Below are 26,502 nucleotides of genomic sequence, written 5' to 3'. Positions count from 1 at the left end.
GTTAGTGCCAAGGCCGGGCGGCAGACGCCCGATACTCAGCTCATCCAGTTGCCGCCGTCGACATTATAGGTCTGGGCGACGATGTATTCGGCCTCATCGGAGGCAAGGAAGATCGCCATGCCGGTCAGGTCTTCGGCACGGCCCATGCGGCCGAAGGGTACGGCCTCCCCGACCAGCCGCTTCTTTTCACCGGCGGGGCGGTTTTCATATTTCGCAAACAGCGCATCCACGCCGTCCCAGTGCTCGCCATCGACCACACCCGGCGCAATCGCATTGACGTTGATGCCGTGCCTGATGAGATCGAGCCCCGCCGATTGGGTGAGGCTGATGACGGCGGCCTTGGTGGCGCAATAAACCGCCACCAAGGCCTCGCCGCGCCGGCCCGCCTGGCTTGCCATGTTGATGATCTTGCCGCCTCTTCCCCGAGCAATCATTGTTTTTGCGGCGGCCTGCATCATGAACAGCGTGCCGGACACGTTGATCGAAAACAGTCTTTCGTAGCTCTCGCGTTTGATCTCGACAATCGGTGCCAGATCGAACAGCGCGGCATTGTTGATGAGGATATCGAGGCCACCGGTCTGGCCCTCCACCGTGCGGATGGCGGTATCGATGGAATGCTGTTTGGTCACGTCGAGTTCGACGGCATAGGCGTTCTCGCCGATCTCACGGGCCGTCTTGCTGGCGCGATCGAAGTCGATATCGGCAATGGCGACCCGCGCCCCCTCACGCAGATAAGCTTCGGCAAAGGCGCGGCCGATGCCGCGCGCCGAACCTGTTATCAGCGCGGATTTGCCTTCCAGTCTCCCCGTCATATTGCGATACCCTTGTCATCGAACCTGTGGATCTTGGTCTCGTCCGGGGTGATGAACACGGTATCGCCATGCCTGCATTCGAACTCGCCGTCGGTCCTTGCGGTAATCGGCCCGATGCCGGGAACATCGAGATGCAGGAAGGTATCCGAGCCGAGATGTTCGGCAACGGTGACCTTGCCCTGCCAGAGACCGCTGTCCTTCGACAGCTTCAGGTGCTCCGGCCGCACACCGGCGGTGGTGGCGCCCTTGCTGCGGGCGTAATCGCCGGTCACCAGGTTCATGCGCGGCGAGCCGATGAAGCCGGCGACGAAGAGGTTGGCGGGGGAGCGGTAAAGCTCCATCGGTGAGCCGACCTGCTCGATATTGCCGCGGTTGAGCACGACGATCTTGTCGGCCATGGTCATGGCCTCCACCTGGTCGTGGGTGACATAGATCATCGTCGTCTTCAGCGTGTTGTGCAGCTCGGAGATTTCCAGCCGCATGGTGCCGCGCAGCGCCGCATCGAGGTTGGAAAGCGGCTCGTCGAACAGAAACGCCTTCGGTTCGCGCACGATGGCGCGGCCGATGGCGACACGCTGGCGCTGGCCTCCCGACAGCTGCGAGGGCCGGCGTTCGAGATAATCGGTGAGATTGAGGATGCGGGCGGCATCATCGACCTTTTTATCGATGACGGCCTTGTCGAGCTTGGCCATCTTCAGCGGGAAGGCGATGTTGTTGCGCACGCTCATATGCGGATAAAGCGCATAGGACTGGAACACCATGGCAAGGCCGCGCTCGGCCGGGGCCTTTTCAGTGGCGTCATTGCCGTCGATGACGATCCTGCCGCCGGAGACGTCTTCGAGCCCGGCGATCAGGCGCAGCAGCGTGGACTTGCCGCAGCCGGACGGGCCGACGAAGACGACGAACTCGCCGTCATGGATATCGAGATCGATCGACGGGATGACTTTTGCCTCGCCGAAGAGCTTGGACACGTTCTGAAGGGAAATGCTGCCCATTATTGTCGTTCCTTATTTCACGGCGCCAAAGGTGAGGCCACGCACGAGTTGTTTCTGCGAGAACCAGCCGATGACGAGAATGGGGGCGATCGCCATCATCGAGGCGGCTGAGAGTTTTGCCCAGAACAGCCCCTGCGGACTTGAGAAGGAGGCGATGAAGGCCGTCAGCGGGGCTGCATTGGTGGTCGTCAGCCGGATCGTCCAGAAGGATTCGTTCCAGGCGAGGATGACGTTCAAAAGCAGCGTCGAGGCAATGCCCGGTACCGCCATCGGGGTCAGCACATGCACGATCTCGTTCCAGAGCGATGCGCCATCCATGCGCGCGGCTTCGAGGATCTCGCCGGGGATTTCGCGGAAGTAGGTGTAAAGCATCCACACCACGATCGGCAGGTTGATGAAGGTGAGCATGACGGTGAGCCCGATGCGGGTATCGAGCAGGCCGGCATTGCGGAAGATCAGGTAGATCGGCACCAGCACGGCAACGGCCGGCATCATCTTGGTGGAAAGCATCCACATCAAAATGTCCTTGGTGCGTTTGGTCGGCGAGAACGCCATGGCCCATGCGGCGGGAATGGCAATGATCAGCGCGATGATCGTTGAGCCGAGCGACAGCACGACCGAGTTCATGAAGGGCTTGAAGTAATCGCGCTGGGTCTGCACGGTGATGTAGTTTTCGAGCGTGCCCGAGGGAATGAGGCTGAAGCCCGAGATCGCCTCCGGCTCGGTCTTGATCGAGGTGAGGAAGGCATAGAGGATCGGGAAGAACAGCAGGAGCGCCACGGCCCATGCCGCGATGGAAAAGCCGATCTTCGCACGTGTCGTTGTCTTGCGGGCCATGATTAGACCTCCCCTGAGGTAATAGCGGTAAAAGCACGGGGCCGTTTTGGTGTGGAGACGGAGGCATCCCCACCTCCCTCATCCCTGTGCTTGTCACAGGGATCCAGCCAGCCCAAGTCTTTGGGCTGAGAAAGAGTCTTCCCGCCGCGCCGACGCGCGTCGGCTGGATTCCTGTGACGAGCACAGGAATGAGGAGGAGTGGGCGCTGATGCCGCAGATAGAACCATTGTCATACCCCCTACCGATCCAGGTTCTTGCCGACGGCGCGCATCAGGAAGATGGCGACGATATTGGCGAGGATGACGGCGATGATGCCACCGGCCGATGCGCCGCCGACGTCGTAACCGAGAAGCGCGGTGCGATAGATAAGGAAGGCAAGGTTGGTCGAGGCATAACCGGGCCCGCCATTGGTGGTGACGAGGATTTCCGCGTAGACGCCGAGCAGGAAGATCGTCTGGATCAAAATGACGACGGTGATGGCGCGCGACAGATGCGGCAGGGTCAGATAGACGAAGCGGTTGACGAAGTTGGCGCCATCCATCTCGGCGGCTTCCTTCTGTTCGCCATCGAGCGACTGCAGGGCGGTCAAGAGGATCAGCGTCGCGAACGGCAGCCATTGCCAGGCGACGATGATGATGATGGAGAGCAGCGGAAACTGCGCGAACCAGTCAACCGGCTGGAAACCAAAGAAACGCGAGAGATCGGCAAGCACGCCATAACCGGGATGCATGATCATGTTCTTCCACACCAAAGCTGCGACAGGCGGCATGACGAAGAAGGGCGAGATGATCATGATGCGCACGATGCCCTGGCCGAAAATGTCATTGTCGAGCAGGAGCGCAATGGCGATGCCGCCGATGACGGTGATCAACAGCACGCCGCCGACGATCAACAGCGTGTTCCAGATCGACTGGAAGAAGGCCGGGTCGGTGTAGAAATACTGGTAATTGAACAGGCCCGCGAAGCTGACATTGGCCGGGTTGAGGAGATTGTAGTTCTGGAACGAGAACCACAAGGTCATCGCCAGAGGCACGATCATCCACACCAGCAATAACAGCACCGATGGCGCAAGCATAACCCGCGCAAGACCGCTCGTGTTTCGGGTTGCCATTACACTAACCTCCCCTTGGGCCTGCGCGTCACGACGCCCGGCATATCCGGAAGAACCGGCTCATTCTTGTTTTGATTTGAAAGGCATTAAAGCCGCATCGCGGCTTCCGGCCCGGAGAGTTCGCTGCCCGGCATTGGCGCCGGACAGCGATCTTCGGGAGGATTACTTGATGTAACCGGCGCGGGTCATTTCACGCGTTGCTGTCGACTGGGCGCCCGCAAGCGCATCATCGACGCTGGACTGACCGGCAACGACCGCCGAGAACAGCTGACCAACCGTGGTGCCGAGCGCCTGGAATTCAGGGATCGCCACGAACTGGCCGCCCGTATAAGGCACGGGCTTTACGGTCGGCTTGGTGATATCGGCGGCATCCATCGCCGCAAGCGTCGGCTTGGCGAAGGCGGCGGCCTTTTCATAATCGGCGTTCTTGTAAAGCGAGGTGCGGGTGCCCGGAGGCACGTTTGCCCAGCCTTCCTTGGAAGCTACGAGCGTGGTGTAATCCTTGCTGGTTGCCCAGGAGATGAACTTTTCAGCCGCATCGGCCTTCTTCGAGCTCTTCGGGATGGCAAGGTTCCACGACCACAACCAGTTGCCGTGGTTCTTCAGCTCGCCATGCGTCGGGAACAGCGCATAACCAACCTTGTCGGCAACGGTCGAATCCTTCGGGTTTGATACGAAGGAGGCAGCCACCGTGGCGTCGATCCACATGCCGCATTTACCCTGCTGGAACAGCGTCAGGTTTTCGTTGAAGCCGTTGGAGGACGCGCCCGAGGGACCGGCATCCTTCATCAGATCCACGTAAAACTGCAGCGAGCTCTTCCATTCCGGCTGATCGAACTGAGGTTTCCAGTTCTCATCGAACCAGCGGCCACCGAAGGAATTGGTGAGCGCGCTGATGAAGGCCATGTTTTCGCCCCAGCCAGCCTTGCCACGCAGGCAGATGCCGTTGATATCGGTCTTGCGGTCGGTAATCTTGCGAGCCGCGTCGCCGATGAATTCCCAGGTCGGGTTTTCAGGCATCTTCAGGCCGGCTTTTTCAAACAGGTCCTTGCGATACATGATCATGGCGGATTCGCCGTAGAAGGGTGCTGCGTAGAGCTTGCCCTCGGCGGAAAGACCACCACGGATCGCCGGCAGAATGTCATCCACGTCGTATTTGTCGCCAAGCTTTTCGAGCGGCAGCAGCCAGCCCTGCTTGGCCCAGATCGGCACTTCGTAGTTGCCGATGGTCATGATGTCGTATTGGCCACCATTGGTGGCGATATCGGTCGTCACACGCTCGCGCAGGACGTTTTCTTCAAGCGTGACCCATTCGACCTTGATGTCGGGGTTCTTTGCCGTGAAGTCGGAGGTCAGCCCCTGCATGCGGATCATGTCGCCGTTGTTCACGGTGGCGATGGTCAGCGTTTCAGCGGAAGCAAGGGTCGAAAAGGCGAGGGCCGAGCATGCGCCCAGCAAAATGGTCTTCAGTGTCATATCTTCCTCCCAGAAGAAAAATGATGAGCATTCGCTTTGCTCTGGGGCATTTACTCACCCGGAGACGAAAAAAGTCAAGCGACATCCTGTGCTGCGGCGCACATGGAAAAATCAAGCCATTGATTTTATGTGATTAATTTTTGCTCAATGCGTGAGCAAATATTCACTTGTCGCTTCGTCGGTGATGAGACCGTTCAACAGACCGCCCTCAGCGCCGCCAGAATCGAGGCATTCTTGCGCGCACCCTGCGCCATGCCGATGACGGTGCAGGTCTCTCTTGAAGGGATGGGAACGGAGGCGACGCGCTCGTTCACGGAATGCTCGAGAATGCGGCCCTTGGCATCATACATCCAGCCGCAGATCTCTCCGACCGCACCGCTTGCCATCAGCGCCTTCATCTCATCGACACCGAGAAAACCATCGACGCAGAGCGGTGCGTTCTCGCCGAGTTCGCCGACACCGACGAAGGTGACATTGGCCGCGGAACCCAGCGCCAGCGTGGAGCGCACCATGGACTGGTCGTGCAGCAGTTCCCGCTCTTCCGCAGAGGAGCAGAGGACAGGCAGCGGCATCGGAAAATGCCGGGCCTTGATGGCATCGGCCATGCTGAAGATGACGTTGTAATAAGCGGCCGAGCCATCCGGCCCGATATTGCCCGTCAGTGAGACGATGCGGTGCTGCGGGCACTCCATTGGCGGCAGCTGGTCGACGGCGGCCTTCAATGTACGGCCAGTACCGATGGCGAGCACGATGGGATCGGCATTCTTCAGCCAGCGTTCGATCTCCGCCGCCCCGGCCTCGGCAATGCCGACAGTGGAGGAGACGCCGGCCGGATCGCTCGGCACCACCTCGATATATCTAAGGTCGAATTTCTCTTTCAACCGCTCGGCTTTTTCGAGACAGGCGGCGATGGGATGATCGAGCCGGACCTTGATCAGCCGTTCGGCAACGGCGAGCGACACCAGCCGCTGCGCCGACTGCCGGGAAATGCCCATGGCGGCGGCGATCTCATCCTGTGTGCGGCCGGCGACATAATAAAGCCAGCCGGCACGGGCCGCATCGTCCAGCCGTCCATGTGCGTCGTTTCGTCTGGCCATGCCGCTGCCCTCTAGGAATTATGCTTGCGCATTTGCTGGCATTTTTTTGCGTCGGCTGTCAAACGGGGGATGCGGAAGAGAGCGTGCGGCAGAATGAAAAATGCATTGGCACAACGGTGCGGCGCGTTTCTTCTCCCCGAGGGGAGAAGGTGGCCCGAAGGGTCGGATGAGGGGGAACCCTCTCCCAATATCGCTACCGTCGCCCCCTCATCCCGCTGCCGCGACCTTCTCCCCGGCGGGGAGAAGAAACAAGAGGTGACCACTCGATCCCTTACCAGCCCTCAGCCCAAAGCCGACACTGTTCGATCACGCCGCTTCCTGCACCAGATGCCCCGCCGAAACCTCGCGGTAATGCCGCTGCGGCGGCACATAATCCACCGGCCGGATCGGGCTTTTGATCTCATCCGTCGCCATGTTGCGCCGGATCTGCCGTCGCGCCGGATCCGGCACCGGAACGGCAGACATCAGCTTTTTCGTATAGGGGTGCTGCGGATTGTCGAAAACCGCCGCACGCGGCCCGATTTCGACGATCTCGCCGAGATACATCACCGCCACACGGTGGCTGACGCGCTCCACCACTGCCATATCGTGCGAGATGAACAGGAAGGCCAGATTGAGGCTCTGTTGCAGGTCGAGCAGCAGGTTGCAGACCTGCGCCTTGATGGACACATCGAGCGCCGACACCGCTTCATCGGCGACGATGACCTTGGGGTCGAGCATCAGCGAGCGGGCAATGGCGATACGCTGGCGCTGGCCGCCCGAAAACTCATGCGGGAAACGCCGCATCATATCCGGGCTTAGACCCACTTTTTCCATCAAATCCGCCGCCTTTTCACGCGCCTCCGGCTTCGTTCCCAGCCGATGCTCAATGAAAGGTTCCATGATCGCCGTACCGATGCTCATGCGCGGATCGAGCGAGGCGAAGGGGTCCTGGAAGATCATCTGCACGCTGCGGCGCATGGTGCGCAGCGTCGTCTTGTCGAGCTTCAGGACCTCGTAACCGTCGAGCGTCACATTGCCCGAGGTCGGCTCGATCAGCCGGGTGATCGACCGCCCCGTCGTGGATTTGCCACAACCGGATTCGCCGACCAGCGACAGCGTCTCGCCCTCGGCCAGATCGAAGGAAACCTTTTCCACCGCATGCACGGCGCCGGATTTGCGGCCGAAAAGACCGGAACGGATATCGAAACGCGTGGTCAGGTCCTTCACGGAGAGAATGGGCGTGCGCGAACCGGACACCGTGTCCTTCACCTCCACCACGGGCTGGCTCTCGCCGGTCTTGATATCGATGATCGGGAAACGGGCCGGCAGCACGCGCTCCTTCATCGAGCCGAGCTTCGGCACCGCCGAAAGAAGAGCGCGCGTATAGGGGTGGCGGCCGCGGTGGAAGATATCGTCGGTGGTGCCGGTTTCCACCACATCGCCGCGGAACATGACGATGGTGCGATCCGAGACTTCCGCCACCACGCCCATATCATGGGTGATGAACAGGACCGACATGCCCTCTTCTTCCTGCAATTGCTTGATCAGGTCGAGGATCTGGCCCTGAATGGTCACGTCGAGCGCGGTTGTCGGTTCATCGGCGATCAGGAGTTTAGGCTTTGAGGCGAGCGCCATGGCGATCATCACGCGCTGGCGCATGCCGCCGGAAAACTGGTGCGGATAATCGTCGAAACGGTTCTTCGCATTGGGAATACGGACCTTTTCAAGCAGGCGAATGACCTCCGCCTTCGCAGCGGATGAGGAAATATTCTGATGTACCGTCAACGCTTCGGCGATCTGCTTGCCGATCGGGAAGATCGGGTTGAGGCTGGTCATCGGCTCCTGGAAGATCATCGAAATGTCCTTGCCGCGAACCTTGCGCATCTCCTCTTCCGGAAGGGCGAGCAGATTGCGCCCGCCCAGCATGACCTTGCCCTCGATGCGGCTGGTTTTCTTATCCAGAAGCCGCATGATCGACAGCGACGTCACGCTTTTGCCCGAGCCGCTTTCCCCGACAATTGCCACCGTCTCACGCGGCGCGATCTCGAAACTCATATTGCGGACCACGGATTTCCAGCCGCCATCGACGCGGAAGGATGTGGTCAGATTTTCAACCGAAAGAACCGGGCTTACCGAGCCGCCGGTCTGTTCCATGGACGTTGCCGCCAAAAGCATGCCGATCTCCTGAAAAGCGAAAGGCGGCCATGAAGGCCGCCGGATGTCTTACGCAGCAAGCGCGGTTTCGGCCATCGAGACCCAGTAGCTGATGCCGTAAGGCAGGGCGTCGTCGTTGAAGTCATAGGCAGCATTGTGAAGCCCGGCGGTATCGCCGTTGCCGATGAAGATGAAGGCGCCGGGGCGCGATTCCAGCATGTAGGAGAAATCCTCCGCGCCCATATGCGGGTTGGGATTGGTGTTGACGGCATTTGCACCGGCAACGCCCACCGCCACGCCGGTCGCGAATTCGGTCTCGTCATTATGGTTGAAAGTGACGGGATAACCGCGATCATATTTCACCTCGGCGGTCGCGCCATGCGCCATGGCGGTGGCGGTCGCCACTTCCTTCAGGCGCTTTTCGGCGAAATCACGGGTTTCCGGCAGCAGGGTGCGTACCGTGCCCGTCAGCGTTACCGAACCGGGAATGACATTGCCCGCGGTGCCGCCATGGGTGGTGGCGACGGTGACGACCAGCGATTTCAACGGGTCCGTCTCACGCGAGACGATGGATTGCAGGGCGATGATGATATAGGCCGAGGTCAGCACCGGATCGATGGAAAGATGCGGCGCGGCCGCATGGCTGCCCTTGCCGGTAATCGTGATCTCGAAAGCATCCGCCGCCGCCATGGTCGAGCCCTTGCGGATGGCGAAATTGCCGACGGGAATGCCCGGCTCATTATGCATGCCATAGACCTGAGAAATGCCGAATTTCTCCATCATTCCGTCGTTCAGCATGGCAAGAGCCCCTGCCCCGCCTTCTTCGGCCGGCTGGAAGATGACCGCGACGGACCCTTTGAAATTGCGGGTCTCGGCGAGATATTGCGCTGCACCCAGAAGCATCGCCGTGTGCCCGTCATGGCCGCAGGAATGGGCTTTGCCCGGCACCTTGGAAGCCCATGGTTTGCCGCTGGTTTCAAGGATTGGCAAAGCGTCCATGTCGGAGCGGAAACCGATGGTCGGGCCGTCCCCGTGCCGCCCCTTGATGATGCCCACCACGCCGGTCTTGCCAATGCCGGTTTCGACGATGTCGCAGCCGAAGGCTTTGAGTTTCTCGGCCACGAATTTCGATGTTTCGAAGACGTCGTAGAGCAGCTCCGGCGTCTCATGCAGATGGCGCCTCCAGCCGGCAACTTCTTCCTGCATCTCGGCCACACGGTTCAATATCGGCATTCCCATTTTTCCTTTTTTTGTTCCCCGCCGGGTTGTCGGGAGCCATATTGCGTTTGGAATTTCTGCTTTTGCAAGTATGAATTTTGCTCCATGAGCGAAAAATAGGCCCAAAGTCGAATGGCACAAATTTTGTTCATCAATAAAAGTTTGGGGCTTGCTTTTCAAAAAAACTGACAATAGCATCATCGGGGATGGAGGATTATTCATCAGCAAAATCAAATACTTAGAACAAAAGACCTTGCTCATGGCGACAGGAAAAGCGTCAAACATTCAAATAGATAAAATCTAAAAAGGGGAAAACCACAATGAAGAAGCGCAGCGTTCTCTTTGCCAGCACGGTGGCGGCGATGGCTTTGGCAGGCTCTGCCGCCCATGCCGAGCGTGGCAGTGACGGCGAACTGAAAATCCTGTTCTGGCAGGCCGTATCGACACTTAACCCTTATCTTTCTGCGGGCACGAAGGAAGTCTACAGCTCGTCCATGGTAATCGAGCCGCTGGCGCGCTACGACGAAAAGGGCGAGCTGGTGCCGATGCTGGTCACCGAGATTCCGACGATTGACAATGGCGGCGTCGCAAAGGACCTGCTCAGCATGACCTGGAAGCTGAAAAGCGATGTGAAATGGTCGGATGGCACACCGTTCACCGCCGAGGACGTCATTTTCACCTGGAAATATTGCCTTGCACCGGATGGCGGCTGCGCGCAGGCGGCGCAATATGAGGGCGTGAAGAATGTCGAGGCCGTCGACGCCCATACCGTCAAGATCAGCTTCACCGAACCGAAACCTTACCCCTATTCCGCATTCGTCGGCGCGCAATCGCCGGTTATCCAGAAGAAGCAGTTTGAGAAATGCGTTGGCGCTGCTGCACCCGGCTGCACTTCCGCCAATTTCGGTCCCATCGGCACCGGCCCCTTCGTGGTCAAGGATTTCAAGCCGAACGACGTGATCAGCTTCGTCGCCAACACCAATTATCGCGACCCCGCCAAGCCCGCCTTCGCCACCGCGACCCTGAAGGGCGGCGGCGACGCCGCTTCTGCCGCGCGCGCCGTGCTGGAAACCGGCGAATTCGACTATGCCTGGAACATGCAGGTGGAGCCGGAAGTGCTCGCCACCATGGTGGCTGCCGGCAAGGGCAAGCTGGAAACCGCCTTCGGCACCCAGGTCGAACGTATCAATCTCAACTGGTACAATCCCGATCCGTCGCTCGGCGACAAGCGCTCCACCAAGGAAGGCGGCCCGCACCCGGCCATATCAGACCCGGCCGTGCGCCGCGCGCTTTCGCTTGCCATCGACCGCGATATCATCGACGAGGCCGGTTATGGTGAGGCGGGCAAGCCGACCTGCAATATCGTGCCGGCGCCGGAAGCCTTCGCTTCCACCAAGAATGACAGCTGGTGCCTGAAGCAGGATGTGGAAGGCGCAAACAAGCTGCTGGACGATGCCGGCTGGGTGAAGGGTGCCGATGGCATCCGCGCCAAGAACGGCGTGAAGCTCTCCTTCCTCTACCAGACCTCCACCAACTCCGTTCGCCAGGCCACGCAGGAGCTGGTGAAGGACATGTGGTCGCAGATCGGCGTCGCCTCCGAGCTGCGCAATGTCAGCGCCTCGGTCTTCTTCGGCGGCGACCCGGCAAGCCCGGATACCTTCCAGAAATTTTATGCCGACGTCGAAATGTACACCAACAACTTCGACGGCACCGACCCGGAAAAATACCTGGCGGAATGGCTGTGCGATAAAATCCCGGCACCCGCTAACGGCTGGCAGGGACAAAACATTCCGCGTTATTGCAACCCGGCATTCGACAAGCTGGTCGGCGAACTCTCCAAGACCGCAGACCTTGCCAAGCGCGGTGAGATTTCCAAGCAGCTGAACGACATGCTGACGGAGGAAGGCGCGCATATTCCGCTCATCCACCGCGGCAGCGTTTCCTCGCATTCGCTGACGCTGGAAGGCGTTCGCATGAATGCCTGGGATTCGGAACTCTGGAACGTCGCGGACTGGTCCCGCAAGAAGTAACACGCAAATGCGCCGGCTTCTCCCCCGGAGAGGCCGGCCTTCTGCATGCCCCTGGACCATGATCTGAAGACACATTTGCCGCGCTAAGGCGAAAACGCTCCCAATTTTCGCCCTGTCGCGCTCTGGGTCTGGAGAGTTTCAGATGTTTACCTTTACGCTCCGGCGGCTAGCCTTTGCCGTACCGACGCTGCTCGTCATCAGCTTCGTCATCTTCGCGCTGCTCGATCTTGCGCCGAATGACCCGACCGGCGACCTGCCGCTCACCATCCCGCCTGAAGTTCGCGAGCAGATCCGCGCCTCGCTTGGCCTCGACCAGCCTTTCTTCATCCGTTACCTGATGTGGCTGCAGCAATTCTTCATCAACGAGCCGCTGAACCTTATTGAAAAACTCACCGGCTGGCAGATCGGCGATGGCAATCGCATGCGTGTGCTGTCCTGGGCAACGCGCAGCCCGGTGGTTGATCTCGTCATCCAGCGCATGCCGCAAACGCTCTGGGTGGTCGGCCTCGCCTATCTTTTCGGGGCGCTTCTGGCGATCCCGATCGGCGTCATTTCCGCCTACAAGCAATATTCGATTTTCGACCAGATCGGCACCTTCGTCTCGATGGTCGGTTATTCGGTTCCCACCTTCTTCACCGGCGTGCTGCTGGTCGTCATCTTCAGCTCTTATCTGCAATGGTTCCCTTCCGTCTATGACACCAACCTGCAGGTGACGGACTGGGGAAGCTTCGTCGCGCAGATCAAACAGATGTTCCTGCCGGTTCTGGTGCTGACCCTCTACAATGTCTCGCAGATCAGCCGCTTCGTGCGGGCCTCCATGCTGGACAATCTGCATCAGGATTATGTGCGCACCGCACGGGCAAAGGGCGTGAAGGAAAAATCCGTTCTGCTCGTTCACGTGCTGCGCAACAGCCTCATCCCGGTCGTCACCGTCATCGCACTCGGCGTGCCGACGATCTTTTCAGGCGCCATCATTACCGAGCAGATCTTCCGCGTGAACGGGCTTGGCCAGTTGCTGATCACCGCCGTTCAGGGCGCGGATATTCCGCTGGTGCAGACGCTGACCTTCATTTTCGCGGTGCTTATCGTGCTCTTCAACCTGATTGCCGACGTTCTGTACGGCATTCTCGACCCGAGGATCCGCTATGACTGACGCCACCATCGCAGCGCCGGCCGTCGCCGCCACGCCCGTGCAATCGGCACTTGCCGATATCTGGAAACAGTTTCGCGCCCATAAGGGCGGCGTGGCGGGCCTGTTCGTTTTCATCTTCATTCTGCTTGCGGTCTTTGTCGGCCCCTATATCCACACCGTCGCGCCAAACGCCATCAATGTGAGGGAGCGCAACCAGTGGCCGTCGCTGGCGCATCCCTTCGGCACCGACAATCTGGGCAAGGACATGCTGGCGCAGGTTCTGGCCGGCGGGCGCATCTCGCTTGCCGTCGGCATCACCGCCATGCTGCTGGCGCTGTTTCTCGGCACGCTGGTGGGGGTACTGTCTGGTTATTTCCGAAGGCTTGACGGGCCGCTGATGCGGCTGACGGACCTGTTCCTCGCCCTGCCGCTGCTGCCGCTGCTGCTTGTCATCCTCATGCTGTTTCGCGATACGCTGCGCGCGGCCTTCGGGCCGGAAACCGGCATCTTCATCCTGATCGTCTTCGTGATTGGGATAACCAGCTGGATGCATACCGCGCGTATCGTGCGCGGCGATGTGCTGACGATTAAAAGCCAGGAATTCATCATGGCGGCGAAATCGAGCGGCATGCGCGAATACCGCATCATTCTGAGGCATATATTGCCGAATGTGCTGAGTTCGATCATGGTCTCGGCCACGCTCGGCATTGCATCAGCCATCATCACGGAATCGGCGCTGTCCTTCCTCGGCCTCGGATTTCCGTCGGACTTTCCGACCTGGGGACGGCTGCTGTTCGACGGCGCCAACTTCCTGCAGCTGACGCCATCGCGCGTCCTGTGGCCGGGACTGGCAATCTCGCTGACGGTTCTGAGCGTCAATTACATCGGCGATGCGGTGCGCGATGCGCTTGATCCAAGGGCGCTGAAGAGCTGAGCACGCCCTCCCTCATCTCTGTGCCTGTCACAGAGATCCAGCCAGCCCAAGTCCTTGGGCTGAAAAGACTCCTCCCGTCGCGCAGACGCGCGTCGGCTGGATTCCTGTGACAAGCACAGGAATGAGGTGGCGGGGATGCATCGGCACGTAAAAAGCGGCACGCACTGCTAGTGGTAATTCACCTTCTCCGCATCGAGGATGCTGTCGGCGTCCAGCGCGGCAATCGGAACGTCGCTGCGCGCCGGAATATCGCCGGAAAGCTGCAAGGCCAGATAGCGTCCGCAGCAGACCCGCAAAAAAGAGGTGAAGTTGCCGAGATCGTGCCCGGCATCGATCGATTCATTATAAAGCTTGGCGATGAGCTGCACGCTGTTCATGCCATCGCGGCGTGCAATCTCGTCCAGCGTGGTCCAGAAGAAGTTTTCAAGCCGCACACTCGTGACCATGCCGTCGATCCGCAAAGACCGGGTGTGGCTTTCCCAAAGTGCCGGGTCCGCCTTGATGAAAAGCTTGCACATGGTTTCCTCCCTCACCACGCTCCAAAAGATAGACGGGAAACAGGGCCGGTAAAAGCCCCGTTCCGCGCAGCTTATTTGCCAAGCACCGCCATGAACTGCGAAAGCCATGCCGGATGGGCGGGCCATGCGGGCGCCGTCACCAGCTTGCCGTCGGTCACCGCCGCGTCGATGGCGATATCGGCATAGGTGCCGCCCGCCAGTTCCACCTCGGGGCGGCAGGCCGGATAGGCCGAGCAGGTGCGGCCTTTGAGGACACCCGCAGCCGCCAGCAATTGCGCACCATGGCAGACGGCCGCCACCGGCTTGTCGACCTCGAAAAAGTGCTTCACGGCGGCCAGCACATCCGCATTGAGCCGCAGATATTCCGGCGCGCGGCCGCCCGGAATGACCAGCGCATCGTAATCGGCAACCTTGATATCGGCGAAGGTGGCGTTGAGCGCGAAATTGTGGCCGCGCTTTTCCGAATAGGTCTGGTCGCCCTCGAAATCATGGATGGCGGTCGCGATCGTCTGGCCCGCCTTCTTGCCGGGGCAGACGGCGTGCACCGTGTGGCCGACCGCGAGCAGCGTCTGGAACGGCACCATGGTCTCATAATCCTCGGCGAAATCGCCGGCGATCATCAAAATCTTCTTCGGCATGCTTGCTCCTCCCGTTTTTTGAATGCCATGGGCACCGTAGCAGGGCGGGTGGAGATGCGGGTATTATGGCTATACTACACGGCCGATAAAGGCGGGATCATCGGCGCTCCGGCGGCTCCGGCCAGCGCCGCACGCCGCCGCCCCAATCCTCGAAGGCTTTGGACAGCTTGAGGACGAACAAATCCTCGTAGCGTGGGCCGACGATCTGCAATCCGATGGGCATCCCGGATTTCGAGAAGCCGCAATTGATTGAGGATGCCGGCTGCTCCGACATGTTCCAAGGGACGGTGAAGGCGATATGCTCGAAAGGCCGCTCGGGATCGTTGGTAGGCGAGGCCCAGTCGGCCGGATAGGAGACGATGGGATTGACGGGTGAAATCACCACATCAACCGACTGCATCAACCGTCCGCAACTCCTACGCATTTCCATGGTCTGGTTGAAACCGAAAACGGCGCGCGCGCCGGAGACATCGGCGCCCTTTTCCGCCCACTCATGAATATAGGGAAGGATCGCGCCGCGCCGCTCCGCGCTCAATGCCGCCATGTCACCCCAGAACTTCGCCCGCCAGAAATCGTCCAGCCCGTCCAGCATGTCCCGCGTCAGCACCGGCTCGACCGGGATGACGATGGCGCCTGCCTCTTCGAACAGTTTGGCGGCAGAGAGCACGGCATCGCGCACCTCGTTCTCCAAAGGCAGTCCGCAGCCGGCATCCAGCATCAGACCTATCTTCAGGCCCTTCACATTAATTTCGAGGTCCATCCAGTTGATATTGTTGGGCGGCAGCGCGGTGCCATCACGCCAGTCCGGGCGGGAAAGTGTGGCCATCGCATAGGCGGCATCGACAACCGTGCGGGTCATCGGCCCGGCGCAGCGGCCGGTATAATAGGGATCGACGGGTATGCGGCCCTGGCTGGGCTTAAAGCCGAACAGGCCCGTCCATCCGGCCGGCAGGCGCACCGAGCCGCCAATATCCGTACCGATATGCAGCGTGCCGTAACCCGCAGCACCGGCAGAGGCCGCACCGGCGCTGGAGCCGCCGGGGTTCTGCGTCGGGTCCCACGGGTTGCGGCTGAGCTTGTGGAAACTGGAAAGGCCTGATGACAACATGCCGTAATCCGGGCAGGTCGTCTTGGCGTAAAGGATCGCGCCGTCCTCGCGGCAGCGGGCGGCGACCGGCGCGTCTTCCAGAGCCGGCACCAGTTCCACCGCTTTGGTGCCAAGCGGAACCGGCTGGCCTTTGGTGGCGATGAGTTCCTTCAGCGAGACCGGAATCCCATCGAGCGCGCCGAGCGTTTCCCCTTTTTGCCAGCGCTCCGTCGAGGCCAGCGCCTGTTTGCGGGCATCCTCGGGATCATAGGCGTAAAGCGCGTTCACCGTGGGCTCGAATGCGTCGATGCGGGCCTCTACCGCCTGCCAATATTCCGATGGCGATAGCTTCTTTTGCCGGTAAAGCGCCAGGATTTCGAGCGTGTTGAGGTCTATGAGATCGGTCATCAGCGTCGTCTCGTCAGAAAAACAGATAATAGGGCGATATCGGCTAGAAGCGATCAGCTGGTATCGCGCGGGTCCAGCAGGTCGCGCAGGCCATCGCCGAGAAGATTGAGGCCGAAGACGGCAAGCGCGATCGCAAGGCCGGGCATGATGGCGAGCCATGGCGCTGTCCCAAGATAGGTCTGCGCATCGGCAAGCATCCGACCCCAGGTGGCGGCAGGCGGCGGCATGCCGAGACCGAGGAAGGAAAGCCCCGCTTCGGTAAGGATGGCAAGACCGAGCTGGATCGTCACCTGCACGATGATCTGGTTGGAAATATTCGGCAGGATATGAAACAGCGTGATCTTGGCGCGGTTCTGGCCGATGCTGGTGGCGGCGGTGACATATTCCCGCGACCATATCTGCAAGGCCGCCCCCAGCGTCAGCCGGGCAAAGACCGGCACCATGAAGGTGGCGATGGCGATGATGGCGGTGAACCGGCCCGTGCCGATGAAAGCGCCGAGCATCATGGCCGACAGGATCGGCGGCAGGGCGAAAATGATATCGCAGATGCGCATCACCACGGTTTCGGTGAAACCTCGCAGGGCCGCGACCGATACGCCGACGGCGGTGCCTATGAGAGCGCCGATGGCAACGGCGGCGATGGAGGTGGAAAGCGAGTTCCACGCCCCGGCCATCAGCATGGAGAGAACATCCCGGCCGAAATGGTCCGTGCCAAGACCGCCATAGGCAAAGGGCGATTTCAGTTTCTGGGCGATCTGCATCTTGGTCGGCGAAACCGGCGTCCAGACCAGCGAGAGCAGCGCAACCGCGACAAGAAAGGTGGTGACGGCGATGCCGACAACGAATGCGGGGCGGCGGCGGATCAGTCGCATCATCGCGCACCTGCCCGCAGTCTCGGATCGATGAAGAGATAGGCGATATCGACCAGAAAATTCATGACGATGACCAGCGCCGAGAAGAACAGCACGACGGACTGCATGACGACGATATCCCGCTGGGTCAGCGCCTGATAGGCAAGGCGCCCGAGGCCCGGCAGATTGAAGACATTTTCCACCAGCACCGCGCCGGCGATGAGGAAGGTGAATTGCAGGCCGATCATGGTGACCACAGGGATCATCGCATTCGGCACCGCATGCCGCCACAGCGCCACCCGCTCGCTCAGGCCCTTGGCGCGGGCGGTGCGCACAAAATCCTCGTTCATCACCTCCAGCACCGCCGAGCGGCAGACGCGGGTGAGAACACCCGCCTGCGAGAGCGCAAGGGCAATGGCCGGAAGCACCAGCGCGATGAGACCGGCCGAAAAACTCGGCTGCCAGCCGGGAAAACCGCCTGACGGCATCCAGCCGAGCGTGGTGGAAAAGACGATGATGAGCAGCAGTCCGACCCAGAAGCCGGGCACGGCAATGCCCACGTGGGAAAACAGCCCGGCTGCGAAATCCACCGGCCCGTTGCGGCTTCTCGCCGCCGCAACGCCGAGCGGAATGGCTATGGCCACCGAAAGGCAGACGGCCAGCAGCGCAAGCGGCAGGGTGACGGCAAGCCGCTCGACAATCAACCCCGCCACCGGCACGCCATAGGTATAGGATTGTCCGAGATCGCCATGAAACACGCCGGCCAGCCAGTGGAGATAACGCAACGGCAGCGGCTGATCGAGGCCCATCTGTTTCTGCAGCGCGGCGAGCGTATCGGGGCTCGCCGAGGTTCCAAGCATGATGGCCGCCGGATCGCCCGGCAGCAGGCCCATGACGACATAGATGATGAGGGAAACGGCAAACAGCGTGATGACGAGGCTTAAAAGACGCCGGATGAGGACGGCTAACATCTGGCATTCTTTCCTTGCTTTGTTTCGCCTGCGATCGAAGGTCCAGTTATCTCTCTCCCGTCATTCCGGCCCCGAGCCGGAACCCAGCCGACGCGCATCTGCGCGGCGGAGAGAGCCCTCTCAGCCCAAGGACTTGGGCTGGCTGGATGCCGGATCATCCTCGGGCTCGACCCGGGGACCGGCATGACGGAAGAAACGGCTATCGACAAACGTCACTCTTCCCAATGCACATCCGTCAGCACATTCGAGGGAATGGGCTCGTTTTCCCAAAGCCCCTTCACCTTCTTGTCCCAGACACCGAGTTTCGGCATGACGAAAAGGAAGAGAGCCGGCACATCTTCCGCGAGGATTTTCTGGGCTTCGCCATAGAGCTTTTCCTGCTCGCCGGCATCCGCCGTCTTTTCCACATTCGCCACGACCTCGTTGAAGGCCGGGTTCTTGTAATTGAAATAATAGGGGTCGCGCGCATAGATATCGATATCCATCGGCTCGGCATGGGCAACGATGGTCATGTCGTAATTCGCGCCTTTGAGAACATCCGCCACCCATTTCGCCGGAAATTCGGTGGTCTCGATGGTCATGGTCACGCCGAGTTCGGCAAACATCGCCTGCAGGATTTGCGAGGTGCGCTGGGCATAGGCCATTTGCGGCGCCTTGATGGTGAAGTTGAAACCATCCGGATAACCGGCTTCGGCAAGCAGCGCCTTAGCCTTGTCGATATCAAAGGGGTGAACGCCCGTCGTATCGATATAGCCGCGGTCATTCGGGGTGTAATGGCTGCCGATGGCCGTGCCGAAGCCGGACCAGGCGCCTTCAATGACAGTACCGCTATCCACCGCCATCATCAGCGCCTGACGCACGCGCTTGTCGTCAAAAGGCTTGCGGGCATTGTTCATGCCGGCCACGACCTTCAACTCGGTATTGCCGACGAAGGTGCCGAGGCGCGCGTCGCCATCGAAGGAGGTCATCAGTTCCGGTGCGCCGAATTCCGGGAAGGCATCGATATCGCCGGATTTTAGCGCCGCGGCCTGCGCCTGCGGATCGGAGACGAAACGGAAGGTCGCCTTCTCCAGCTTCACCGAAACGGCCTTGTCCCAATAGGCGTCGTTCTTCTGCAACTCGACCTTGTCGCCCTTGGCCCAGGCCACGAATTTGAACGGGCCAGTGCCGACAGGAGTGGTGCGGTTATTCTCCGCACTTTTCGGCGCCACCATCACGGAGGCCGGCCAGCCGAGCCAGTAGAGAAGGCTGCCGGCCGGCTGCTTCAGCTTCAGCACCAGCGTTGCGGCATCCGGCGTCTCGATACTGTCGATGGCGGCGAAGAAGCGTTTCTGCGGATTGACCGAGCTTTCGCCACGCGCCCGATCCAGCGCAAATTTCGCGACAGCGGAATCGAAAGCCTCACCATCATGGAAGGTCACGCCCTTGCGCAGCTTGAACGTATAGGTTTTGCCATCAGGGGAAATTTCCCAGCTTTCGGCAAGCTGCGGCTTTACCTTGCCTTCGCGGTCGATTTTCACCAGACCTTCGAAGACATTCTGCCAGGTGACCTGGCCGATGGCGACGGGGGCGGCGATGGTCGGATCGAGACCGGCCGGCTCGACGGCCATGCCAAGCGTCAGCGCGGTTTTCGGCGCTGCCTCGGCAGTCGTCATCGAAAGCGGCAGCCAGAGCGCCGTGCTCAATGCGAGGCCCAGCGCGGCGCGGCGCGAAAGCGTTGCCGCCTGCGAAAGATAAGTGCGTGGCATCATTGTCCCCTGTCTGGCGGCCGGGGCATTTTTGCCCTCGGAAAGACCGCCCGTTGCAAAAAGAGTGTCATGTTGCAGGCGCACACACAATCTCGATTTTTGTGTGCTCCGTGTAGCTGAAATGGCTACACGGAAATGCGGATGGAAATCAACCTTCCGCGCGGAAAGACCAAACCATCCCGCTTACCCCGCTGTCGCTTCACGCATGAAGCGCTCGATGAAATCGGCAAGCTTGGAGGCGGCAAAGGACAATTGCCTGTCGGGCGCAACGCAGAGATCGATCTGGGTGTGAATGCCCTTTTTGCCGGCAAGGGGAACGGCAACCATCTGGCCGCTGCGGATTTCACGCGCCACCGAAAGCGCCGGCAGCAACGTGGCTGCGGCGTGGCCCAGCACCAGCTCCTTAAGCATTTCCAGCGAGCTGGTGATGAAGACGGGATCAAGCTCGACGCCCGCATCCGCAAACAGCGTATCGAAGGCCTGACGCGCAGCAAAACTCTTGTCCGGCAGGGCGAGCGGCAGGCTGGCCAGTTCCTTCAGCGAAACTTCCGCCTGCGCAGCAAGAGCATGGCCGGCGGGAAAGATCGCGTCATAGCTGATGCGGGTGCGCGAGCGCACCTTCACGCCGGAGACCTTTGGCGCAAAAAGGCTGACGACCAGATCAGCCTCTGCCGCCCCTAGGGCTTCCATCGCCTGGCGTGCGCTGGTGATATGGACCTCGAAGCGCAGTTGCGGATATTTAAGGCTGAACTGTGCCAGCACCGGTGCCAGAAGGTTCGCCACCGTCGCGCCATTGGCATAGACCGTGACCCGGCCGCGCTGCAGGCCTTTCAGATCGTCGATCAGCTGGTGCACATGGTCGAGTTCCCGCAACGTCTTGCCGGCGCGGGCGGCCAGCAGTTCCCCCGCAGCCGTCAGCTTCACGCCCCGGCTGGAGCGCTCAACCAGCGGCGAGCCGAAATAATATTCGAGATTCTCGATCTGGCGGCTGACCGCCGTTGGTGCGACATTCAGATTTTCCGCCGCGGCGCGCATGGAATTGGTGCGGACCAGTTCGTCGAAATACATCAATGCGCGCAATTGCATAGTCTGAATACCTTGTTTTGGCCGACACCGTCCGTCATGCCGGGCTTGACCCGGCATCCAGCGCGATCAAGTCCTTGATCGCAATAGAGTCTCTGACCGCGCAGACGCGCTGTCGCTGGATTCCGGCTCAAGGCCGGAATGACGGAAGATGTCATTTGACCCGACTATAGCGGCACCTCAAGCGCGCTTGAAGCCCTCGCTCGCCACCAGCAGCTGCCTTGTATAATCCGCGCTGAATTCGCGGCTTTCCAGCGCCTCGGCTTCCAGCATTTCCACCACCTTGCCGCTTTTCATCACCGCAAGGCGATCGCACATATGGCTGATGACACCGAGATCGTGGCTGACCATGACGAAGGTGAGATTGCGGTCCTTGCGGGCCTGTTCCAGCAGGTTGAGGATTTCCGCCTGAATGGAGGCGTCGAGCGCCGAAGTCGGCTCATCCAGCAGCAGGATTTTCGGCTCGACGATCAGCGCACGCGCAATGGCGATACGCTGCCGCTGGCCGCCGGAAAGCTGGTGCGAATACCGGAAACGGAAGCCGGTGCCGAGACCCACCTCGTCCAATGCCCGGGCAATGCGCTGCTCGCGATTGTCGAGTCCGTGGATGACCAGCGGTTCGAGCAGCAGCGCATCCACCGTCTGGCGCGGGTGAAGCGAGCCATAGGGGTCCTGAAACACCATCTGCACATCGCTATAAAAGCTCTTGTCGCGGTGCTTGCCGGAATAGGAGCGCCCGGCCACCATCAAGGAGCCTTCATCGAAATGATTAAGGCCGGCAATGGCGCGCAGCAGTGTCGACTTGCCGGAACCGGATTCGCCGACGATGCCGAAGGATTCACCCTCGGCCACATCGATGCTGACGCTGTCGAGCGCGATGTAACCGTCGAAATCGACCACCATGTCGCGAACGGAAAGAACTGAACTCATGCGCGCCACTCCGGCTTGCGTTCCAGAACCGGCAGCGGATGCCGGTGGCCGCCAATCTCCGGCAGGCAGTTCAGCAGGCCCTGCGTATAGGGGTGCTTCGCCTCTTTCAGATTGGCAGAAGCAAGCTCCTCCACCACCTTGCCAGCATACATGACGAGAACACGGTCGCAGAAAGACGATACCAACCGCAGATCGTGGCTGACGAAGATCAGCCCCATGCCGCGATCCCGCACCAGCTTGTCGAGAATGTCCAGCACTTCGAGCTGAACGGTCACGTCGAGCGCCGAAGTCGGTTCATCGGCGATCAGCAGCTCCGGGCCGCAGACCAGCATCATGGCGATCATGACACGCTGGCCCATGCCGCCTGAAACCTCGTGCGGGTAAAGATCGAAGACGCGCTCGGGATCACGGATCTGCACAGCTTCCAGCATGGCGAGCGTGCGCTGGCGCGCCTCGCTGGAGCCGATATTTTCATGGGTGCGCAGCGTTTCCATGATCTGGCGGCCGATGGGCATGACCGGGTTCAGCGAATATTTCGGGTCCTGCAGGATCATGGCCATGCGCTTGCCGCGCATGAGCCGCCTTTCCTTCGCCGAAGCTTTGAGAAGATCGATATCCCCGAAGCGCAGGGCATCGGCCTCGATGCGCGCACTTTTCGGGGTCAGCCCCATGATGGCGCGGCCGGTCTGCGATTTGCCGGAGCCGGATTCGCCGACAATGCCGAGGCGTTCGCGTCCCAGCGTGAAGGAGACGCCGCGCACCGCCTCCACCAGCCCGGTGCGGGTGGGAAAGGAAACGCGCAGGTTCTCGACAGTCAGAAGCGGCGCGCTCATTGGTTCGCCTCCTTGGGGTCCAGCGCATCGCGCAGGCCATCGCCCAGAAGGTTGAAACCGAGGCTGACGATCAGGATCGCGATACCCGGCATGGCGGCAACCCACCATTGATCGAGAATGAACCGCCGACCGGAGGCGATCATCGCGCCCCATTCCGGCAGCGGCGGCTGCGCGCCAAGGCCGAGGAAGCCGAGACCGGCGGCAGTGAGGATGATGCCCGCCATATCGAGCGTGACACGCACGATGAGCGACGACATGCAAAGCGGCATGACGTGTTTCAGGACGATGCGGAAGGGCGAGGCCCCCATGAGCTTCACCGCCGCGATGAAATCGGAATTGCGGAAGGTCATGGTTTCGGCGCGTGCGATGCGCGCATAGGGCGGCCATGAGGTGACCGCGATGGCGAGCACGGCGTTTTCAATGCCCGGCCCAAGGGCGGCCACCAGCGCCAGCGCCAGAACCAATTTCGGAAAGGCCAGAAAGATATCGGTGATGCGCATCAGAACGGCATCCACCCAGCCGCCGGCATAACCCGAGACGGTGCCGACGATGAGCCCGATGGGGGCCGCGATGATGGCCACCAGCAGCACGACGAAGAGGGTCAGCCGCGAGCCATGAATGAGACGCGAGAGAATATCGCGCCCCTGATCATCCGTGCCGAGCAGGTAACCTTCCGTCCCCGGCGGCAGAAGCCGGGCATTGCGCAGATCGCCCTGCACCGGATTGTGCGGTGCCAGCACATTGGCAAACAGCGCGACGAACAGCAGCGCAACAATGATGCCGAGGCCCAACAGCGCCAGCCGGTTTTCCGAAAAGCGCCGCCAGATGACATAGGCACGGCCAAGGCGCGCCTGTCTGCGCGAGGCCGGCCGGTCGGAGAGCAGCCATTCGCGGCTGTAGGGTTTCAGTGTATCGGTCGAAATCGTCATCGGCTGCGCGTCCTTGGATCGAGCGTCCGGTAAAGCAGATCGGAGAAGAGATTGATGCCGACAAAGATGGCGCCGATCACGATCGTGCCGCCAAGAACGGCATTCATATCCGCATTCTGCAGGGAATTGGTGATGTAGAGGCCAAGGCCCGGCCAGGCGAAGATGGTTTCGGTCAGCACCGAACCTTCCAGCAGGCCGGCATAGGACAGCGCAATCACCGTTACCAGCGGCACGGCGGCGTTGCGCAGCGCGTGGAACCAGATGATGCGGGTTTCCGAAAGCCCCTTGGCGCGGGCCGCAACGATATATTCCTGGGCGAGCTCATTCAGCATGAAGGAGCGCGTCATGCGGCTGATATAGGCCAGCGAAAAATAACCGAGCAGAGAGGCAGGCAGGATGATGTGGCGGAAGAGATCCCACAACACGTCCCATTGCCGCTGCCAGATCGCGTCGATCAGGAAAAAGCCCGTGACCGGCGTGAAGGTGAATTCATAGACGATATCCATGCGGCCGGGATAGGCGACCCATTGCAGCCGGGCGTAAAACACCAGCAGCGCCAGGAGGCCGAGCCAGAAGATCGGCACGGAATAACCGATGAGGCCGATGACGCGCACGACCTGGTCGGCAAAACTGCCGCGCTTGACGGCGGCAAGCACGCCGAGCGGTATGCCGAAAACGGCGCCGATGATGGTGCCGATCGTCGCAAGTTCGATCGTCGCCGGGAACACCCGCTTGATATCCTCCATCACCGGATTGGTGGTGAGGACGGAGATGCCGAAATCGCCCGAAAGCGCCTGCTTCAGATAAAGAAAGAACTGCTGCCAGAGCGGCAGGTTGAGGCCGAGCTGCTCACGCACCCGCTCGACCACGTGCGCAGGCGCGCGGTCGCCGACAATCGCCAATGCGGGATCGATCGGCACCACACGGCCAATGAAAAATGTGACCGCCATCAACCCCAGAAAGGTGGTGATGACGGTGACGGCGAAGCCGAGAACGGCCTTCACACGGGCGTTGGCACGGCGTTTGCCCTGCCTCGCCCGGCTGTTCGTTTCAACGATGCTCAAGAGACCGATCCTTCCGGATCATTCCTTGGAGATCGTATAGACGTAATTGGTGTCGAAGCTCGGTCCGAGCTTCAGGCCCTTGAGCTTGGCGGAATAACCGGCCACTTCCGTCTGCTGGAAGATGATGACGAAGGGACCCTTCGCCAGAACTTCCTTCTGCAGGTTTTCATAAATGGCGGCGCGCTTGGCGCTGTCCTTCTCCAGCAGCGCCGACTGGGTTTCCTTGGTCAGATCAGGAACGTCCCAGGCATTGCGCCATGCGAGCGTCTTGTTCTTGCCCTCATCGGAATTGTCGTAGTTGATGGTGAAGGTTTCGGCATTCGAGTTCGGATCGAAATAGTCCGAGCCCCACTGGCCAATGTAGATATCATGGGTGCGGGCGCGGTACTTGGTCAGCGTCTGCTTGCCATCGCCCGGAATGATTTCCAGCTTGATGCCGGCCTGCGCCAGCGTCTGCTGCACGCTTTCGGCAATACCGGTTACCGGCTGCGTATTGCGCACATCCATGGACACGGTGAAGCCGTCCTTCAGGCCGGCCTTGGCCAGAAGTTCCTTCGCCTTGGCGACGTCGAGCTTGTAGGGGTTCTCGTTGAGCGCGCCGAGCTGGCCCTTCGGCAGGAACGTCTGGTGGACTTCGCCGATGCCCTTGATGATCGTCTCACCGATCGCGTCGTAATCGACGAGATATTTGAACGCCTCGATGACCTCGGGCTTCTTCAGGTTCTCGTTCTTCTGGTTGAGGCTGAAATAATAGACGGTGCCCTTCGGCGCAGAGGTGACGGCAAGGCCTTCCTTCTTGGAAACGGCTTCCATGTCGCCCGGCTCGAGGTTGCGGGCCACATCGATATCGCCGTTTTCAAGCGCCAGGCGCTGGCCGGAGCTTTCCTTCATGTGGCGATAGACAACGCGCTTCAGCTTCGGCTTTTCACCGTAATAATTCGGATTGGCCTCGAGGATGACCGCTTCATTGGCCTTCCAGCCAAGGATCTTGTAAGGGCCGGAACCGGCATAACCGGTCTTCAGGAATTCATTGCCGAAATCGGTGTCATATTTGTAATCGGCGCTCGGGGTAACGGACTTCGCCTTTTCGGTGATGAGCTTCTTGTCGACCACCGAAGCGACAGTTGCGGTGAGCACGTTCAGCACGAAGCTCGGCGCATAGGGCTTGTCGACGGTCAGTACGAAGGTGTTCGCATCCGCAGCCTTCGCCTTTTCATTGACGTTGTCGCCCTTGAGGCCGAACTGCGTCAGCAGGAATGCCGGCGACTTGTCGAGCTTGACGGCGCGTTCAAACGAGAATGCCACATCGTCAGCCGTGATCGGATTGCCGGAGGCGAATTTCAGGCCAGATTTCAGCTTGAAGGTATAGGTCAGGCCGTCTTCGGAGGTCGTCCAGCTTTCGGCGAGATCGCCGATCACCTTGGAGGTGTCGTTGAGATCGATGGAAACCAGCTTGCTGTAGGTGTTGCCGGTGACTTCAGCTGCGGACAGCTCGAATGCCTCGCCCGGATCGAGCGTGATGATGTCATCGATGGCGAAACCTTCGACCAGCGTATCGGCCGGTGTGGCAGCGAAAGCATGCGGCGCAGACAGCATCATCAGCGACAAAGCGGCGCTGGTGCTGAGAATACGCATGGATTTGTTGAGCGATTTGATCATAGGAT

The 26,502-nt window shown here is 60.4% G+C and carries 22 protein-coding genes and 1 pseudogene; 3 read left to right on the top strand and 20 right to left on the bottom strand.

The genetic code is table 11. The features are described from left to right. Positions 1–35 precede the first annotated feature (35 nt). The 8 genes and pseudogenes from G3A56_RS24110 to G3A56_RS24075 all read right to left on the bottom strand — a co-directional run bounded on the left by G3A56_RS24110 (position 36) and on the right by G3A56_RS24075 (position 9,697). Positions 36–812 carry an L-iditol 2-dehydrogenase gene (locus tag G3A56_RS24110; RefSeq protein WP_082184901.1) on the bottom strand — a complete coding sequence of 259 codons (777 nt, stop codon included), beginning with the start codon at positions 810–812 and terminating at the stop codon, positions 36–38. After that, complete coding sequence (locus G3A56_RS24105) at positions 809–1,807, bottom strand: ABC transporter ATP-binding protein (RefSeq protein WP_082184902.1); 999 nt, start codon at positions 1,805–1,807, stop codon at positions 809–811. The genes G3A56_RS24110 and G3A56_RS24105 overlap by 4 nt, the downstream gene beginning before the upstream one ends. A 12-nt stretch (positions 1,808–1,819) precedes the next feature. Next, positions 1,820–2,644 (bottom strand): carbohydrate ABC transporter permease, encoded by an 825-nt coding sequence (locus G3A56_RS24100; protein ID WP_003499055.1) that lies wholly within the window; start codon positions 2,642–2,644, stop codon positions 1,820–1,822. Positions 2,645–2,882: 238 nt separating this feature from the next. Further along, positions 2,883–3,755, bottom strand: coding sequence for a carbohydrate ABC transporter permease (locus tag G3A56_RS24095; protein WP_082184903.1), 873 nt, complete (start codon positions 3,753–3,755; stop codon positions 2,883–2,885). A 162-nt stretch (positions 3,756–3,917) separates the two neighbouring features. Continuing rightward, positions 3,918–5,231: an ABC transporter substrate-binding protein gene (locus G3A56_RS24090; RefSeq protein ID WP_082184904.1), complete on the bottom strand. Its 1,314-nt coding sequence runs from the start codon at positions 5,229–5,231 to the stop codon at positions 3,918–3,920. Positions 5,232–5,375: 144 nt separating this feature from the next. Continuing rightward, positions 5,376–6,328 (bottom strand): annotated as a pseudogene (locus G3A56_RS24085) (sugar-binding transcriptional regulator). A 306-nt stretch (positions 6,329–6,634) separates the two neighbouring features. Beyond that, entirely contained in the window at positions 6,635–8,485 is a 1,851-nt protein-coding gene (locus tag G3A56_RS24080) for an ABC transporter ATP-binding protein (RefSeq protein WP_082184906.1), read from the bottom strand. 48 nt (positions 8,486–8,533) lie between these two features. After that, positions 8,534–9,697, bottom strand: a complete 1,164-nt coding sequence (locus G3A56_RS24075) for a M20 aminoacylase family protein (RefSeq protein ID WP_082184907.1) — start codon at positions 9,695–9,697, stop codon at positions 8,534–8,536. A gap of 305 nt (positions 9,698–10,002) precedes the next feature. On the opposite strand from G3A56_RS24075, the gene G3A56_RS24070 reads away from it, so the two are divergent. The 3 genes from G3A56_RS24070 (at position 10,003) to G3A56_RS24060 (ending at position 13,778) form a co-directional block, all read left to right on the top strand. Further along, on the top strand, positions 10,003–11,712 hold the full coding sequence (locus G3A56_RS24070; RefSeq protein WP_082184908.1) for a peptide ABC transporter substrate-binding protein: 1,710 nt from the start codon (positions 10,003–10,005) through the stop codon (positions 11,710–11,712). 142 nt (positions 11,713–11,854) lie between these two features. Next, positions 11,855–12,865: an ABC transporter permease gene (locus tag G3A56_RS24065; protein ID WP_082184909.1), complete on the top strand. Its 1,011-nt coding sequence runs from the start codon at positions 11,855–11,857 to the stop codon at positions 12,863–12,865. After that, positions 12,858–13,778, top strand: a complete 921-nt coding sequence (locus tag G3A56_RS24060; protein ID WP_082184910.1) for an ABC transporter permease — start codon at positions 12,858–12,860, stop codon at positions 13,776–13,778. The genes G3A56_RS24065 and G3A56_RS24060 overlap by 8 nt, the downstream gene beginning before the upstream one ends. A gap of 167 nt (positions 13,779–13,945) precedes the next feature. Here G3A56_RS24060 and G3A56_RS24055 read toward each other — a convergent pair whose 3' ends face one another. From G3A56_RS24055 to G3A56_RS24000, 12 genes are all read right to left on the bottom strand, one after another. Next, positions 13,946–14,296 carry a ribbon-helix-helix domain-containing protein gene (locus G3A56_RS24055; RefSeq protein WP_035243147.1) on the bottom strand — a complete coding sequence of 117 codons (351 nt, stop codon included), beginning with the start codon at positions 14,294–14,296 and terminating at the stop codon, positions 13,946–13,948. A gap of 71 nt (positions 14,297–14,367) precedes the next feature. After that, complete coding sequence (locus G3A56_RS24050) at positions 14,368–14,934, bottom strand: DJ-1/PfpI family protein (RefSeq protein WP_164056851.1); 567 nt, start codon at positions 14,932–14,934, stop codon at positions 14,368–14,370. A 97-nt stretch (positions 14,935–15,031) separates the two neighbouring features. Further along, positions 15,032–16,429, bottom strand: coding sequence for an amidase (locus G3A56_RS24045; RefSeq protein WP_082184911.1), 1,398 nt, complete (start codon positions 16,427–16,429; stop codon positions 15,032–15,034). Positions 16,430–16,482: 53 nt separating this feature from the next. Continuing rightward, a complete protein-coding gene (locus G3A56_RS24040; RefSeq protein ID WP_164056850.1) occupies positions 16,483–17,304 on the bottom strand; it encodes an ABC transporter permease in 822 nt (273 codons plus the stop codon). Next, positions 17,301–18,251 carry an ABC transporter permease gene (locus G3A56_RS24035; protein WP_082184912.1) on the bottom strand — a complete coding sequence of 317 codons (951 nt, stop codon included), beginning with the start codon at positions 18,249–18,251 and terminating at the stop codon, positions 17,301–17,303. The genes G3A56_RS24040 and G3A56_RS24035 overlap by 4 nt, the downstream gene beginning before the upstream one ends. A gap of 212 nt (positions 18,252–18,463) precedes the next feature. Next, positions 18,464–19,999: an ABC transporter substrate-binding protein gene (locus G3A56_RS24030; protein ID WP_082185985.1), complete on the bottom strand. Its 1,536-nt coding sequence runs from the start codon at positions 19,997–19,999 to the stop codon at positions 18,464–18,466. Positions 20,000–20,182: 183 nt separating this feature from the next. Then, entirely contained in the window at positions 20,183–21,085 is a 903-nt protein-coding gene (locus G3A56_RS24025) for a LysR family transcriptional regulator (protein ID WP_082184913.1), read from the bottom strand. 177 nt (positions 21,086–21,262) lie between these two features. Then, complete coding sequence (locus G3A56_RS24020; RefSeq protein WP_080839761.1) at positions 21,263–22,012, bottom strand: ABC transporter ATP-binding protein; 750 nt, start codon at positions 22,010–22,012, stop codon at positions 21,263–21,265. Continuing rightward, the gene (locus G3A56_RS24015) at positions 22,009–22,845 is read right to left on the bottom strand and encodes an ABC transporter ATP-binding protein (protein ID WP_082184914.1); all 837 of its coding nucleotides are present in this window, start codon (positions 22,843–22,845) and stop codon (positions 22,009–22,011) included. The genes G3A56_RS24020 and G3A56_RS24015 overlap by 4 nt, the downstream gene beginning before the upstream one ends. Further along, positions 22,842–23,774 carry an ABC transporter permease gene (locus G3A56_RS24010; protein WP_003499027.1) on the bottom strand — a complete coding sequence of 311 codons (933 nt, stop codon included), beginning with the start codon at positions 23,772–23,774 and terminating at the stop codon, positions 22,842–22,844. The genes G3A56_RS24015 and G3A56_RS24010 overlap by 4 nt, the downstream gene beginning before the upstream one ends. Beyond that, on the bottom strand, positions 23,771–24,838 hold the full coding sequence (locus G3A56_RS24005; protein WP_003499026.1) for an ABC transporter permease: 1,068 nt from the start codon (positions 24,836–24,838) through the stop codon (positions 23,771–23,773). Before G3A56_RS24005 ends, G3A56_RS24010 begins: the two co-directional genes overlap by 4 nt. Positions 24,839–24,856: 18 nt before the next feature. Continuing rightward, positions 24,857–26,497, bottom strand: a complete 1,641-nt coding sequence (locus G3A56_RS24000; RefSeq protein ID WP_082184915.1) for an ABC transporter substrate-binding protein — start codon at positions 26,495–26,497, stop codon at positions 24,857–24,859. Positions 26,498–26,502 lie beyond the last annotated feature (5 nt).

Origin of the sequence: Rhizobium oryzihabitans (genome assembly GCF_010669145.1) — a bacterium.
In the GTDB taxonomy this organism is placed as follows: domain Bacteria; phylum Pseudomonadota; class Alphaproteobacteria; order Rhizobiales; family Rhizobiaceae; genus Agrobacterium; species Agrobacterium oryzihabitans.
Note: the sequence above shows the minus strand (reverse complement) of the source record. Positions and strands in the feature narration are given on the sequence as shown.

Bases quoted from the DNA above. Each gene is read 5' to 3' on its own strand.
- G3A56_RS24110 (WP_082184901.1), bottom strand. From the start codon at position 812: ATGACGGGGAGACTGGAAGGCAAATCCGCGCTGATAACAGGTTCGGCG.
- G3A56_RS24105 (WP_082184902.1), bottom strand. From the start codon at position 1,807: ATGGGCAGCATTTCCCTTCAGAACGTGTCCAAGCTCTTCGGCGAGGCA.
- G3A56_RS24100 (WP_003499055.1), bottom strand. From the start codon at position 2,644: ATGGCCCGCAAGACAACGACACGTGCGAAGATCGGCTTTTCCATCGCG.
- G3A56_RS24095 (WP_082184903.1), bottom strand. From the start codon at position 3,755: ATGGCAACCCGAAACACGAGCGGTCTTGCGCGGGTTATGCTTGCGCCA.
- G3A56_RS24090 (WP_082184904.1), bottom strand. From the start codon at position 5,231: ATGACACTGAAGACCATTTTGCTGGGCGCATGCTCGGCCCTCGCCTTT.
- G3A56_RS24080 (WP_082184906.1), bottom strand. From the start codon at position 8,485: ATGCTTTTGGCGGCAACGTCCATGGAACAGACCGGCGGCTCGGTAAGC.
- G3A56_RS24075 (WP_082184907.1), bottom strand. From the start codon at position 9,697: ATGCCGATATTGAACCGTGTGGCCGAGATGCAGGAAGAAGTTGCCGGC.
- G3A56_RS24070 (WP_082184908.1), top strand. From the start codon at position 10,003: ATGAAGAAGCGCAGCGTTCTCTTTGCCAGCACGGTGGCGGCGATGGCT.
- G3A56_RS24065 (WP_082184909.1), top strand. From the start codon at position 11,855: ATGTTTACCTTTACGCTCCGGCGGCTAGCCTTTGCCGTACCGACGCTG.
- G3A56_RS24060 (WP_082184910.1), top strand. From the start codon at position 12,858: ATGACTGACGCCACCATCGCAGCGCCGGCCGTCGCCGCCACGCCCGTG.
- G3A56_RS24055 (WP_035243147.1), bottom strand. From the start codon at position 14,296: ATGTGCAAGCTTTTCATCAAGGCGGACCCGGCACTTTGGGAAAGCCAC.
- G3A56_RS24050 (WP_164056851.1), bottom strand. From the start codon at position 14,934: ATGCCGAAGAAGATTTTGATGATCGCCGGCGATTTCGCCGAGGATTAT.
- G3A56_RS24045 (WP_082184911.1), bottom strand. From the start codon at position 16,429: ATGACCGATCTCATAGACCTCAACACGCTCGAAATCCTGGCGCTTTAC.
- G3A56_RS24040 (WP_164056850.1), bottom strand. From the start codon at position 17,304: ATGATGCGACTGATCCGCCGCCGCCCCGCATTCGTTGTCGGCATCGCC.
- G3A56_RS24035 (WP_082184912.1), bottom strand. From the start codon at position 18,251: ATGTTAGCCGTCCTCATCCGGCGTCTTTTAAGCCTCGTCATCACGCTG.
- G3A56_RS24030 (WP_082185985.1), bottom strand. From the start codon at position 19,999: ATGCCACGCACTTATCTTTCGCAGGCGGCAACGCTTTCGCGCCGCGCC.
- G3A56_RS24025 (WP_082184913.1), bottom strand. From the start codon at position 21,085: ATGCAATTGCGCGCATTGATGTATTTCGACGAACTGGTCCGCACCAAT.
- G3A56_RS24020 (WP_080839761.1), bottom strand. From the start codon at position 22,012: ATGAGTTCAGTTCTTTCCGTTCGCGACATGGTGGTCGATTTCGACGGT.
- G3A56_RS24015 (WP_082184914.1), bottom strand. From the start codon at position 22,845: ATGAGCGCGCCGCTTCTGACTGTCGAGAACCTGCGCGTTTCCTTTCCC.
- G3A56_RS24010 (WP_003499027.1), bottom strand. From the start codon at position 23,774: ATGACGATTTCGACCGATACACTGAAACCCTACAGCCGCGAATGGCTG.
- G3A56_RS24000 (WP_082184915.1), bottom strand. From the start codon at position 26,497: ATGATCAAATCGCTCAACAAATCCATGCGTATTCTCAGCACCAGCGCC.